We start from the raw sequence: 14090 nt of genomic DNA, 5'->3' as shown, positions 1-14090 counted from the left end.
CTACGGGGCCTAAGTTGCAATTCCGTGCGTCATCAATCAAATTGTTTGTTGTTATGCCAGCCATAAGTCAGGCCGATAGATATGAACCTGTTCCAGCTCCGCGCTTTCGATGCGGTGGCCCGTGAGGGCAGCTTCACCCGCGCCGCCAACCGCCTGTTCATCAGCCAGCCGGCAGTGACCGGGCATGTCAAGGCGCTGGAGGAGCATTACCAGATCACCTTGCTGCGCCGCACCGCCCGGCGGGTCGAGCTGACCGAGGAGGGCATTCGCCTGGCGGCGATCACCCGGGCCATGTTTGGCCTTGCCGAAGAAGCGCAGGCGATGCTCGAGGCCAACCGACAGTTGCTTACTGGGCGCCTTGAGGTGGCAGCTGACGGCCCCCACCGGGTCATGCCGATGCTGGCGCAATTGCGCGCGCGTTATCCGGGCATCACCGTCAACCTGCGCCTGGGCAATGCCCAGGAAACCTTGGCGGCGCTGCTCTCTGAGCATGCCGACGTAGCGGTGCTGACAGAGGTCGAAGCGCGCAAGGGCCTGCACCTGCAACGCCTGGGCGATTCACGGATCTGCGCCTTGCTGCCGGCCGGACATGCCTGGGCGGCCAGCGCCGATGAGTTGCAACTGGGCGATCTTGACCGGCAGATCATGGTGCTGCGCGAACCCAGCTCGATTACCCGGCGCACCTTCGACCAGGCCTGCCGGGATGCCGCAGTGCAGCCACGGGTGCTGCTGGAGCTCGACAGCCGCGAAGCGGTGACCGAAGCGGTGGCGGCCGAACTGGGTATCGGCATCGTGTCTTCGGTGGAAATCAGCCATGACCCGCGGGTGGTAGCGCGGCCCATCGCTGCGGCGGGGCTGATCAACCAGCACATGATCGGCTGCCTGGAGCGGCGCCGCGAGCTGCGCCTGATCCAGGCCTTCCTCAGCCTGGCGCCGGCCGTATGAGGCGGGGCTGGTTTTTTCCCGGCGGGCCCCTAAGATGGCGGTCAAACACTACAGGCAAGGCGAACGACAGCTGATGGCGGAGAAAGACACCATCTCCATGCAACTGGTGCGCGAGGCGCTGTTGCAGAGCTGCGCACCAGGCGCCGCGAGCCAGGCCCTGCTCAGTCGCGTGGGTATCGACCCGGAGCAATTGCAGCAGGCCGATGCGCGGGTTCCCGCCAGTGCCTACGCGCAACTCTGGCGCCTGCTGGCCCGCCGTTGCCACGATGAGTTCTTCTGCATGGACCCGCGCGGCCTGCGTACCGGCAGCCTGGCCTTTGTGTGCCGTTCGTCCATGGCCCAGCCCACTTTGGGCGCCGGGCTTGAAAGTGCCCTGGCGTTTCTGGGGCTGATGCTAGAGCACCTGCAGCCGGCGCTGGTGCGCCAGCAAAGCCTGGCGGAGATCGTCATTGGCGAGCCGCAGGACCCGCCGCGCCGGGCCTTCACCTACTTCACCTTCTGGATGATCGTGCATGGTGTGGCCTGCTGGCTGGCCGGGCGGCGCATCCCGATCCTGGCCATTGAGCTGCGCTGCGCCGAACCGCCGTTTTGCGACGATTACCGGGTGATGTTCTCGGAGAACCTGCAGTTCGGCCGCCCACGCACGCGGATGATCTTCGCCGCCGATTGCCTGGACCTGCCGCTCAGGCGAACGCCGCAAGAACTACAACGCTTTCTGGCTGAGGCCCCGGCCAACATTCTGGTCAAATACCGCGACCCGGCGAGCCTGGCCCGACGTATCAAGGAGTCGCTGCGCCAGCTCCCTGCCGGCGAATGGCCGGAAACTGAGGCCCAGGCCCAGCAATTGTGCATCTCCGCCTCGACCTTGCGTCGGCGCCTGGCCGAAGAGGGCGCGACCTATCAGGGCCTCAAGGACAGCGTGCGCAAGGAGCTGGCAATCACCTGGCTGGCCCAGGAGCAGATGAGCTTTGCCGACATCGCCGAGCGCCTGGGTTTTGCTGACAGCAGCTCGTTCTACAAGGCGTTTCGCAAGTGGACCGGTTCCAACCCGGGTCACTACCGCAGCCTGATCCTGCCCCCCCGACACCCGAGTGGCCAAACCAGTCATCGACATTGACAGCTTTGACCATTGTCCCGGCAGGGCTCTGGCGCGACTATCTTCAGACCAATCGTTTTATTCCAACAATAAAAAACGAGGAGTCTGGCGATGCGTGATTACCGTGCCGCGGCGCAAGGGTTCAACTACCTGCACACCGCCGCAGCAGCCCTGCAAGGCAGCCTTGAAGCACTCAATGCCTGCGTCGAATGCTGCGACCGGCATGTCGGCGGCAATCGTATTGCCCTGAACTGGGAAGGCCGCGATGGCCGCAGCGCCCAGTACAGCTTCGAGCAACTGCAACATTCTGCCGCGCGCCTGGCCAATGTGCTCAGGGCTCAGGGAGTTGGCGTCGGCGACCGGGTTGCCGGGTTGATGCCGCGTACTGCCGAGTTGCTGATCACCGTGCTGGCCACCTGGCGCCTGGGTGCCGTTTACCAACCGCTGTTTACCGCATTCGGGCCCAAGGCCATTGAGCACCGGCTGGAGCAGTCGGGGGCCAAGGTGGTGGTCACCGAACCGCTTAATCGCAGCAAGCTCGACGAGGTCCATGGCTGCCCGGCGATCATCTGCGTTGGCGCGGCGCCAGGCTCGAGTGATATCGATTTTCACAGTGCACTGGCGGCGGCCAGTGACCACTGCGAACCGGTGATGCTGGGCGCTGATGCACCGTTCCTGCTGATGTTCACTTCCGGCACCACCGGCCCGGCCAAGCCGCTGGAAGTGCCGCTGCGGGCCATCGTCGCCTTTCAGGGCTACATGCGCGATGCCATTGACCTGCGCCCTGAAGACAATTTCTGGAACCTTGCCGACCCGGGTTGGGCCTACGGGCTTTATTACGCTGTGACCGGGCCGCTGGCCCTGGGCCATGCCACGACCTTTTTCGATGGGCCGTTCAGTGTCGAAAGCACCTGCCGGGTCATCAACAAGTACGCCATCAGCAACCTGGCAGGGTCGCCAACTGCCTATCGCCTGCTGATCGCCGCTGGCAGCGAGTTCAGCGCACCGATCAAGGGCCGCCTGCGGGTGCTCAGCAGCGCCGGCGAGCCGCTCAACCCAGAGGTGATCCGCTGGTTTGCCGACGAGCTGGCCGTGACCATCCACGACCACTACGGGCAGACTGAGCTGGGCATGGTCCTGTGCAACCACCACGGCTTGCAGCACCCTGTGCACCTGGGCTCGGCCGGCTTTGCCATCCCCGGCCACCGCATCGTGGTGCTCGATGAACAGTACAACGAACTGCCGGCCGGGCAGCCGGGCATTCTCGCCGTCGATCGCGAGCAGTCGCCGCTGTGCTGGTTTGCCGGCTATCACGGTTTGCCGACCAAGGCGTTCGTCGGCAAGTACTACCTGAGCGGCGACACCGTCGAGCTCAACAACGACGGCAGCATCAGCTTCGTTGGCCGCAGTGACGACGTGATCACCACCTCCGGTTACCGGGTCGGGCCGTTCGATGTCGAGAGCGCGCTGATCGAACACCCGGCGGTGATCGAAGCTGCGGTGGTGGGTAAACCGGACCCTGAGCGTACCGAATTGATCAAGGCGTTCGTGGTGCTGGCCCAAGGCAAACAGCCCAGCGAAGAACTGGCAGAGGCGCTCAAACAGCACGTGCGTCAGCGCCTGTACGCCCACGCCTACCCACGGGAAATCGAATTCGTCAGCGAGCTGCCCAAGACCCCGAGCGGCAAGCTGCAGCGTTTCATCCTGCGCAATCAGGAAATAGCCAAACAACACGCCGCGCTGGCTACTACCACCAGCGCCTGAGGAATCACCATCATGCAGATTGCCAACAAGAACTTTATCGTCAGCGGCGCAGCGTCCGGGCTGGGCGCCGCTACCGCGCAGATGCTCATCGAGGCTGGTGCCCAGGTGATGCTGGTCGACCTCAATGCCGAGGCAGTTGCCGCCAAAGCCCGCGAGCTGGGCGCCAAGGCGCACTTCGCGGTGGCCGATATCAGCCAGGAAGCTGCCGCCAAGGCTGCAGTCGATGCCGCCGCTGCTGCGTTCGGCAGCCTGCACGGGCTGATCAACTGCGCGGGTATCGTCGGTGCTGAAAAGGTCCTGGGCAAGAACGGCCCGCATGGCCTGGAAAGCTTCAGCCGGGTCATCAATGTCAACCTGATTGGCAGCTTCAACCTGTTGCGCCTGGCCGCTGCGGCCATGGCCGAAGGCGAGGCGGGCGCTGACGGCGAACGGGGGGTGATCATCAATACCGCCTCGATTGCCGCCTACGACGGCCAGATCGGCCAGGCCGCCTACGCCGCCTCCAAGGGCGCGATTGCCAGCCTGACCCTGCCGGCGGCCCGTGAACTGGCGCGCTTCGGCATCCGCGTGATGACCATCGCCCCAGGCATTTTCGAAACCCCGATGATGGCCGGCATGACCCAGGAAGTGCGCGACTCGCTGGCCGCCGGAGTACCGTTTCCGCCACGCCTGGGCCGCCCGCAGGAATACGCCGCGCTGGCCCGCCACATTATCGAAAACAGCATGCTCAACGGTGAGGTGATCCGTCTCGACGGCGCCTTGCGCATGGCTGCCAAGTAATTTCAGGAGCACTCAATCATGACCCTCGCCAATGATCCGATCGTAATCGTCAGCGCCGTGCGCACGCCCATGGGCGGCCTGCAGGGCGACCTGAAAAGCCTCACCGCGCCGCAACTGGGCGCTGCCGCCATTCGCGCGGCCGTCGAGCGCGCAGGTGTTGCCCCGGACAGCGTCGAACAAGTGCTGTTCGGCTGCGTACTGCCGGCAGGTCTGGGCCAGGCCCCGGCACGCCAGGCGGCGCTGGGCGCCGGCCTGAACAAGGGCACCACCTGCACCACCCTGAACAAGATGTGCGGCTCGGGCATGCAGGCGGCAATCATGGCCCACGACCTGCTGCTGGCCGGCAGCGCCGATGTGGTCGTGGCTGGCGGCATGGAGAGCATGTCCAACGCTCCCTACCTGCTGGACAAGGCGCGCAGCGGCTACCGCATGGGCCATGGCAAGATCATCGACCACATGTTCTTCGACGGCCTTGAAGACGCCTACGACAAGGGACGCCTGATGGGCACCTTTGCCGAGGACTGCGCCCAGAGCAATGGCTTTACCCGCCAGCAGCAGGACGATTTCGCCATTGCCTCGCTGACCCGCGCCCAGCAGGCCATCAAGGACGGCAGCTTCGCCAGCGAGATCGTCCCGGTCGAAGTCACCGAGGGCAAGACCCAGCGCCTGATCAGCGACGACGAACAGCCACCCAAGGCCCGTCTGGACAAGATCCCGCAACTCAAGCCGGCCTTCCGCGAGGGCGGCACGGTGACTGCGGCCAACTCAAGCTCAATCTCCGATGGCGCGGCAGCGCTGGTGCTGATGCGTCGCTCGCAGGCCGAGAAGCAAGGCCTGAAGCCGTTGGCGGTGATCCATGGTCACGCGGCGTTCGCCGACACACCGGCGCTGTTCCCCAGCGCACCGATCGGCGCGATCGACAAACTGATCAAACGCACCGGCTGGAACCTGGCCGAGGTCGATCTGTTCGAAATCAACGAAGCCTTTGCCGTGGTCACCCTGGCGGCGATGAAGCACCTGGACCTGCCGCACGACAAGGTCAACGTGCATGGCGGCGCTTGCGCCCTGGGCCACCCGATCGGCGCTTCGGGCGCACGCATCCTGGTCACCTTGCTGGCGGCCCTGCGCCAGAAAGGCCTGCATCGCGGCATTGCCGCCATCTGCATTGGCGGCGGTGAAGCCACGGCCATGGCCGTCGAGTGTCTGTACTGAGGTGCACCATGCTAATCAATGACGAACAACAGCAAATCAGCGACGCGGTGCGCCAGTTCGCCCAGGAACGCCTGCGCCCGTTTGCCGAGCAGTGGGATCGCGAGCACCGCTTCCCCAAGGAAGCCATCCAGGAGATGGCCGAACTGGGCCTGTTCGGCATGCTGGTGCCGGAGCAGTGGGGCGGTAGCGATACCGGCTATGTCGCCTACGCCATGGCCCTGGAAGAAATCGCCGCGGGCGATGGCGCCTGCTCAACCATCATGAGCGTGCACAATTCGGTGGGCTGTGTACCGATCCTCAAGTTCGGCACCGAGCAACAGAAGCAGCAGTTCCTCACCCCCCTGGCCAGTGGCGCCATGCTTGGCGCCTTCGCCCTGACCGAGCCGCAGGCCGGTTCCGATGCCAGCAGCCTGAAGACCCGTGCCCGCCGCGATGGCGATCACTACGTGCTCAACGGCTGCAAGCAGTTCATCACTTCCGGGCAGAACGCCGGGGTGGTGATCGTGTTTGCGGTGACCGACCCCGAGGCCGGCAAGCGCGGCATCAGCGCCTTCATCGTGCCCACTGATTCGCCGGGTTACCAAGTGGCGCGGGTCGAGGACAAACTCGGCCAGCACGCCTCCGACACCTGCCAGATTGTCTTTGAAAACCTGCGCGTGCCGGTGGCCAACCGCCTCGGTGAGGAGGGCCAAGGCTACAAGATCGCCCTGGCCAACCTTGAAGGCGGGCGTATCGGCATTGCCTCGCAGTCGGTAGGCATGGCCCGCGCCGCTTTTGAAGTGGCCCGTGACTATGCCCGCGAGCGCGAAAGCTTCGGCAAGCCGTTGATCGATCACCAGGCCGTGGCCTTCCGCCTGGCCGACATGGCCACCCGTGTCGCCGTGGCCCGGCAGATGGTGCTGCATGCCGCGGCGCTGCGCGATGCCGGGCGTCCGGCGCTGGTCGAAGCCTCGATGGCCAAGCTTTTCGCCTCGGAAATGGCCGAAAAGGTCTGTTCGGATGCCTTGCAGACCCTCGGCGGATATGGCTATCTGAGCGACTTTCCGCTGGAGCGCATTTACCGCGATGTGCGGGTCTGCCAGATCTACGAAGGCACCAGCGATATTCAGCGCATGGTCATTGCGCGCAATCTTTGAAGGGAGCAGCTTGCATGTCATTTGAAACCATTCTGTTGGACATCCACGGCAAGGTCGGCCTGATCACCCTCAACCGCCCGCAGGCGCTCAACGCCCTGAACGCGCAGATCGTAGGCGAGATCAACCAGGCCCTGGATCAGCTTGAAGCCGACCCCAACATCGGTTGCGTGGTGCTGACAGGCTCCGCCAAGGCCTTCGCCGCTGGCGCCGACATCAAGGAAATGGCCGACCTGCGCTACCCGCAGATCTACGTCGATGACCTGTTCAGCGACGCCGATCGGATTGCCAACCGGCGCAAGCCGATCATCGCTGCGGTATCCGGCTTTGCCCTGGGCGGCGGTTGCGAGCTGGCGATGATGTGCGACTTCATTCTTGCGGGCGACAATGCCAAGTTCGGTCAGCCGGAAATCAACCTCGGCGTGTTGCCCGGCATGGGCGGCACCCAGCGTTTGACCCGCGCGGTGGGCAAGGCCAAGGCCATGGAACTGTGCCTGAGCGGGCGTCTGATGGGCGCCGAAGAAGCCGAGCGTGCTGGCCTGGTGGCGCGCGTGGTGCCGCAGGCCGAGCTGCTTGAAGAAGCGCTGAAAGTGGCGGCGACCATCGCCAGCAAGTCGATCCCGATGACCATGATGGTCAAGGAAAGCGTCAACCGTGCATTCGAGGTCAATTTGGCCGAGGGTGTGCGTTTCGAGCGTCGGGTGTTCCATGCAGCCTTCGCCACCGAAGACCAGAAGGAAGGCATGGCGGCGTTCATCGCCAAGCGTGAGGCGCAGTTCAAGGATCGTTGAGATTGAGCGGGCGCTGTCAGCAGCGCCCGCGCGGGTTATCAATCCGTGAAGAACCACTGGCGTGCTGCGGCCAGGCTGATGGGGCCGCGATGGACCATCACGCGCTGGCCCTTGTCGCTTTCGGTGTATTGCCCGCGGTCGTAGCGCTGGCTGGCCAACTTGAGGTGGCCGGCCTTGAACTCGTCTTTTGCGGTGTTCTCGGCAGCGTAATGGAAATGGGCATACCACAAGGGTTTGTTGGCATGCAGAACCACGTATTCATCCAGGTAATCCTGGGCCCAGTCCCGGGTCCGTGCCAATGATTTGCGCCGCCCGGTCGGCTTGAGCTTGACCTGACCTTTGCGCAGCAGAAACTCGAGCTCACGCATGCTCGGTGGCTGGGCCAGGGCCGCATCGATTCTGAGCTGCTCGCCCCTGCGCTGCAATTGTGCGGCGATGTCGTCCAGTTGCTTGATCTGCAAGGCGGCATCGGTATTGCCTGCAGCCTCATCCGTCTGGTTGTCCCGGGTCAGGGCCCGTTCGATGGCCTGGCGCTGCGCGATCAGGGCCCGTTGGCGACGAGCGGCAATTTCCTCGATTTCAATCGGCAGGTAGGTGCTTTTACCCCGGCTTACCAGGCGCTCGATGTCTTGCCGGGCGAGTGTGGCAAGGCGCATGCCTTCGCGCAGCAGGTCGCTGAGTCCTGCGTCCGCGACCTGTGCGGGGAGTGGCTGCTCGGGGGGGATCGGCTCCCAGGTGCCGGTGAGCGGATCTTCACGGTAGGAGGCGCTGACGCGGTCATCCTGCGGGTTATGAATGTCGACGATGCCTTCACTGTCGCGTCGTTGCTGGCCCAGCAGCACGCCTTCATCACGGGTTTCGATCAACCCCGGTACTTGCCGATGCAACTGCCGCAGGCTGCTGCGCTCCAGCAGTGGCTGCGGATACTCTTCAAGATCGGCGCGGGTTTCCTTGAGCATCAGCATCAGGTCGGTTTCAAGCCTGGACAGCAGGCTGTTGGCGGCCTGCTGTCCGGGCAGCAAGGGCTTGAGATTGTCTAGCTGGCGCAGGGCAGTGGTGAAGTGGCGCTGGATGTTGTCCAGGACCCGGGCGTGAACCTCGGCCTGCTCGCTGTTCAGACTCAGCAGGTTCATGCGCTGCAGCATGCCCTGCTCGATATTGCGCCAACTATGCTCGAGCCAGTAATCACTTTCGCTGGAGTCTTTGTCTGTCTCCACCAGCCGCAAGCGATTGCTCAGCACTTCGCTGCGCAGGGTGTACCAGTACAGCCGCGATGCGGGGCGGATGGCCGGTTCGTCGAGGCTCAGTTCCATCATCTGAATTGTGGGTTGGCGAATGCTGGACAGCTTGTGCAGATGCTCGCGGGTGGCAGTAAGGGTTTGGTGATGGTTGATCAACTTGCCGATCAAGGGATCAACCTGGTCGAGCAGGCTGGTTTGCAATGAATGTTCGTGCGTACCTGCCTCAGGCAAGGCGCTTTCGGCGTCTTTTACCGTCTGGACAAAGCGCTGGCGCAACGGTTTGTACAGTTTGCCCAGGGTCGCAATCACGGACAGCTCGCAACGCGCCCGTTCAAACAGGGCTTTTGCCCGCAGGGTCTTGTATTGATTGAGCGGGCGCTTTTCATTGCGCTCGTGCAGTGTCCGCAGGTGTTGTTCAAAATCCTGTGACAGTGCTTCCATCTTGTCCAGGTAGCCTTGCAGGATGCGCGGGTCGGTGTCGTCGCTGATCTGCCGGGCAAAATTGTGCAGCCGCTGTTGGCTGGCCAGGGCGGCGCTTTGCTGGGTGCGCAGTGCCTGATCCAGGTTGTCGATCGACTGCTGCAGGTCGGCAGACGTGAGGCGATTGCGCAACGGCTGGCCACCGCGCAGGCGCAAACGCAGATCGAGCATCCAGCGCCGCGCCTCATCTCTTCTCAGCCAAGGGCCGTCAGGCTCGGATCCGTCGCTGGCGATGATGCGCGGCTGCCCGACATCGGCGTCGAAGCGCACGGGATAAACCCGTGAGGCCTGGGCGACATAGAGTGTGTCTTCGAACAGGTACAGGCCCTGGAGCACGCCGTCAGCGATGGGGGAGCCCAGGCGCGAGACCGCCAGCGGGCTGGCCAGGCGCTCCAGGCGGGCGCTCTGCCGGGCGGTGAGCTGATGGTCGGGGCGCGCCCAACTGAAGCTCAGCTGCGGCCTTGGCGCGGGCTCCTTCGGGTTGCTGGGCGGTACGGGTCGTGGCCGCAGGGTCTCAGGCTCGGGGCTTGCCTCAGGGCGGATGCCCAGGCGTCGGGTGGCATGGACGAACAAGATCATGGCGATGTTGATCAGCAGATCAGCGAAGGCCTGGTGGTGGGCACCGGGGCTGTGGGTTTCATCACTTTCAAGCAAGCGCTTGGCACTGTCGAGTACCTGGACCATCCAGGCGACCTTGGCCACGTTGCCTTCGAACAACGGCAGCAGGGTGTTGAACATCAGCCAGCCCAGTTGTTTCCAGGAGTCCCAACGCGTTTGTACGGTGCTCGTCGAGTTGCGCCTGGCTCGCTCTACCAGCTCTTCGGCGCTGGCCTGGTAGATCAGGTCGTGCAGCGGCCCGTCAGCCTCGGCCAGGCCCAGGGTCGCGGGAGACGGCGTCGGCAGCCGTTCGAACTCGGCTCCTGGCACAAAACGATGAATGTGCGGTTCGCGCAGGCCGCCTTTGGCGTAGATCGGGCGGGTGTGGGCCGGCAGGCGATCGAGTAGCTCATCCTGCAAGGGGCCGGCGCTGGCCAGCGCATCGAACAGCGCGATCCGGTCATGGAACTCGAGCAAGGGCTCCGCTTGCAGTGGGCGATACAACAGGCAGGGGCCTTGCCTGGCATCGATCGGCTCGATCAGCCAGGCATTGAGCAGCGTATCGGCAGCGGCGCCACTTGAACGTAACAGCGCAAGGGGCCTCAGCACGAAAGTGCTGGGGCCCGCGTCGCCAAACAGCTCATCGACCGCCTGGCAGGCCGCGAGGCTGATGCACTTGTCGCGCAGATGCAGCTCCAGCGCCAGCAATGGCAGCTGGGTTTTGAGTTGCGCCTTGAACAGGTTACGCCGTGACTGCATCCGCGCCGGTTCGCCGAGCAGTTGCCGTTGCAGGGTAGGCGGATAGTTGCCGCCGATGTCCAGCTCGGCCACTAGCCTGCGCATGTAGGATTCATCCATCCAGGCGGGCAACGGAGCGCCGCTGAGCAGATACAGCTCCACAGCACCTGCGGCCAGTACGCCGAGGTTGTCGATGGCCAGTTGTGCCAGGGAGAAATTGACGACCTTGATGGCGCCATCGGTGATCACGCTGCCTTGGCCGGGAATGGCACCGGCGATGACCTGGTGATTGCTGATCATCACCTCGGCGGCACTGAAGCCTGCGCCGGGATGATCGCGCTGGATCCTCGCATCCAGCACCTTGCAGGCGAAATCCGCGGCGTTGTCGATGCCGTCATGCCAGGATTTGCCTTCGGCATCCCTGTGGGCCTGGGCCTGATTGACCAGCAAGGTGCTGTAGCGAATGGCCAGCTCACTGTCGAGTAGCCAGGAGGGCAGCAGTAAGGCGATCTTGCTTTGCCGCTCCAGCTCCTGGGCGGTACACAAGTCCAGCATCGAGGTCGAGCGGTCAATGATTGCGTTGAGCGTGACCGCCTGTGCGAGCGTTCTCGCTGATCCGGCAATAACCCCGATCAACTGCAACTGCTGCTTGAGGAAACCGAGCGCCTGGGCTTCAAACGCCGAAATATCCGGCTCACTGAACTGGGCCTGTGGTGGGGTGGACAACAGCGACCTGGGCCAGTTGCTGGCGAGCATGTCGAGGAAGCCCTGGGGGGATTGGTAAGGCGCCAGCGCGCCCACCAGGGTGAACAGAACCACCGTGCGGGCTTTCGGCGGATCTGGAAAGTCCTCGATCAGCAAGGCGCTGGACAGGTCGGCATCGATGACTTTCGCCGGGGTCAGGTCTACCGTTACCTGCTGCACCGTAAATCCGTCCAGATTGGCAAAGCGGTTGCGCTGCTGCAGCGTTGGAAACGCCGGGACGACGCCGGCGGCGGCTGCCTGCGCCGGGGTCAGTTTGCCGGCAATGAGGTCGACTTCGATGGCGTTTTTCATCAGCCCTCGCAGGTAGCCGGCGTACCAGGCCCAGGGCGTTTCACCGCGTTTGTCGCTCTGGCTCCAGAACTCGACCAGCGCCTGCAGGAAGGCTTCAAGGATCAACGGGCCACAATCGTTGATCAGCAGCTCAAGGGCGTGCAGGTCGACATCGAGCAGCACGTCGTGGCCTTGTTGCGGATACCGGCTCAGATAATCTTCGTTGCTGTCCAGGTTCAAGGTACTGCCCAGGCAATAGCGCTCGATCAGCACTTGCGGCAATTGACGGATATGCACGTGGTTTGCACCGTGGCTGATCAGGTACAGCGTCAACGGATTGTGCTGCAGCGGCAACCCCCGTTGGGTCCAGTGCTCAAGCAGGATCTGACCGGCGACTTCGAGCAGGGCGGGGCGCTTGACGAAACGCTTGGCTACCGCGCAGCTCAAGGTGGCCTGTTCGGCGATGGACTGATGGGGGGACGATTCGGTCATCTGGCGAGGCTTCCAAAAAGAGGGAGGCTCCATATGACGTGCGCACGCGCATGAGCGGGCGGTATTCGGGTAGCACCCAGCCGTTACTACCAATTGACGAGACGGTACCTGCCAAGGACCGATTCGCGCCTGCCGTGCGCCTGCTTACCATCGAGCCAGCTGCCTGTCATGCCGACAGGCTCGCACCGCACAAGAGGTCCCGATGATCTACGCAGCCCCTGGCACCGCTGATGCCCTGATCAGCTTCAAGGCCGTTTACGGTAACTACATCGGCGGCGAATTCGTCGCGCCGCTGACCGGCCAGTACTTTAGCAACGGTTCGCCAGTCAATGGCCAGACGATTGCCGAGTTCCCGCGCTCGGGCGCGGCCGACATCGACCTGGCGCTGGACGCCGCCCATGGCGCCGCCGCTGCCTGGGGCCGTACCTCGGTGCAGGAACGTTCGCGCATCCTGTTGAAAATCGCCGATCGCATCGAGCAGCACCTCGAAGTGCTGGCCCTGAGTGAAACCTGGGACAACGGCAAGGCCATCCGCGAAACCCTCAATGCCGACGTGCCACTGGCCGCCGACCACTTCCGTTACTTCGCCGGCTGCATCCGCGCCCAGGAAGGCAGTGCCGCCGAGATCAACGAGCACACCGCGGCCTACCATTTTCATGAGCCGCTCGGGGTCGTCGGGCAGATCATTCCATGGAACTTCCCGCTGCTGATGGCCGCCTGGAAACTCGCCCCGGCCCTGGCCGCGGGCAACTGCGTGGTGCTCAAGCCGGCCGAGCAGACGCCGCTGTCGATTACCGTGTTCGCCGAACTGGTCGGTGACCTGTTGCCGGCAGGGGTACTCAACATCGTCCACGGCTTTGGCCGCGAAGCCGGTGAAGCCCTGGCCACCAGCAAGCGTATCGCCAAGATCGCCTTCACCGGCTCCACCCCGGTGGGCTCGCACATCATGAAGTGCGCCGCCCAGAACATCATCCCCAGTACCGTCGAGCTGGGCGGCAAGTCGCCGAACATCTTCTTCGAAGACATCATGCAGGCCGAGCCCGCTTTCATCGAAAAAGCCGCCGAAGGCCTGGTGCTGGCGTTCTTCAACCAGGGCGAAGTATGTACCTGCCCGTCGCGTGCGCTGATCCAGGAGTCGATCTACGAGCCGTTCATGGCCCAGGTTCTGAAAAAGATCAGCCAGATCAAGCGCGGCAACCCGCTGGACACCGAGACCATGGTCGGCGCCCAGGCATCCGAGCAGCAATACGACAAGATCCTTTCCTACCTGCAGATCGCCCGCGAAGAGGGCGCGCAGGTGCTCACCGGCGGTGACTGCGAGCGCCTGGGTGGCGACCTTGCCAGCGGCTATTACATCCAGCCGACGCTGCTCAAGGGGCACAACCAGATGCGTGTATTCCAGGAAGAAATCTTCGGCCCGGTGGTCGGCGTGACCACTTTCAAGGACGAAGCCGAAGCCCTGGCCATTGCCAACGACACCGAGTTCGGCCTGGGCGCCGGGGTCTGGACCCGCGACATCAACCGCGCCTACCGCATGGGCCGCGGTATCCAGGCCGGGCGTGTGTGGACCAACTGCTACCACCTGTACCCGGCCCATGCCGCGTTCGGTGGCTACAAGAAATCCGGGGTCGGTCGCGAGACCCACAAGATGATGCTCGATCACTACCAGCAGACCAAGAACTTGCTGGTGAGTTACGACGTCAATCCGCTGGGGTTCTTTTGAGGGCCCGGATAAGCTGTAAGAAACGGTTCCAAAGTAGCATTCGACCCGCACCGGCAACGGTGT

9 protein-coding genes are annotated in these 14090 nt (G+C 63.7%); 8 read left to right on the top strand and 1 reads right to left on the bottom strand.

Annotated elements, in window-relative coordinates; all coding sequences use genetic code 11:
- Positions 1 to 81: 81 nt before the first annotated feature.
- From ABIE20_RS19185 to ABIE20_RS19155, 7 genes are all read left to right on the top strand, one after another.
- Positions 82 to 945: a LysR substrate-binding domain-containing protein gene (locus tag ABIE20_RS19185; protein ID WP_429506603.1), complete on the top strand. Its 864-nt coding sequence runs from the start codon at positions 82 to 84 to the stop codon at positions 943 to 945.
- Positions 946 to 1018: 73 nt separating this feature from the next.
- Positions 1019 to 2062, top strand: a complete 1044-nt coding sequence (locus tag ABIE20_RS19180) for an AraC family transcriptional regulator (protein ID WP_429506602.1) — start codon at positions 1019 to 1021, stop codon at positions 2060 to 2062.
- 90 nt (positions 2063 to 2152) lie between these two features.
- Positions 2153 to 3805 carry an AMP-binding protein gene (locus ABIE20_RS19175; protein ID WP_429506600.1) on the top strand — a complete coding sequence of 551 codons (1653 nt, stop codon included), beginning with the start codon at positions 2153 to 2155 and terminating at the stop codon, positions 3803 to 3805.
- A gap of 12 nt (positions 3806 to 3817) precedes the next feature.
- Complete coding sequence (locus ABIE20_RS19170) at positions 3818 to 4585, top strand: SDR family NAD(P)-dependent oxidoreductase (RefSeq protein ID WP_429506599.1); 768 nt, start codon at positions 3818 to 3820, stop codon at positions 4583 to 4585.
- An 18-nt stretch (positions 4586 to 4603) separates the two neighbouring features.
- A complete protein-coding gene (locus tag ABIE20_RS19165; RefSeq protein ID WP_429506598.1) occupies positions 4604 to 5797 on the top strand; it encodes an acetyl-CoA C-acyltransferase in 1194 nt (397 codons plus the stop codon).
- 8 nt (positions 5798 to 5805) lie between these two features.
- On the top strand, positions 5806 to 6933 hold the full coding sequence (locus ABIE20_RS19160) for an acyl-CoA dehydrogenase (protein WP_429506596.1): 1128 nt from the start codon (positions 5806 to 5808) through the stop codon (positions 6931 to 6933).
- A 14-nt stretch (positions 6934 to 6947) separates the two neighbouring features.
- Complete coding sequence (locus ABIE20_RS19155; protein WP_123568331.1) at positions 6948 to 7721, top strand: enoyl-CoA hydratase; 774 nt, start codon at positions 6948 to 6950, stop codon at positions 7719 to 7721.
- A 38-nt stretch (positions 7722 to 7759) separates the two neighbouring features.
- Here ABIE20_RS19155 and ABIE20_RS19150 read toward each other — a convergent pair whose 3' ends face one another.
- Positions 7760 to 12304, bottom strand: coding sequence for a hypothetical protein (locus tag ABIE20_RS19150; protein WP_429506594.1), 4545 nt, complete (start codon positions 12302 to 12304; stop codon positions 7760 to 7762).
- A 202-nt stretch (positions 12305 to 12506) separates the two neighbouring features.
- On the opposite strand from ABIE20_RS19150, the gene exaC reads away from it, so the two are divergent.
- Positions 12507 to 14027, top strand: coding sequence for an acetaldehyde dehydrogenase ExaC (gene exaC, locus ABIE20_RS19145; protein ID WP_429506592.1), 1521 nt, complete (start codon positions 12507 to 12509; stop codon positions 14025 to 14027).
- The last annotated feature ends 63 nt before the right edge of the window (positions 14028 to 14090 follow it).

The organism is Pseudomonas sp. 2835 (assembly GCF_050435905.1).
Taxonomy (GTDB): domain Bacteria; phylum Pseudomonadota; class Gammaproteobacteria; order Pseudomonadales; family Pseudomonadaceae; genus Aquipseudomonas.
Note: the sequence above shows the minus strand (reverse complement) of the source record. Positions and strands in the feature narration are given on the sequence as shown.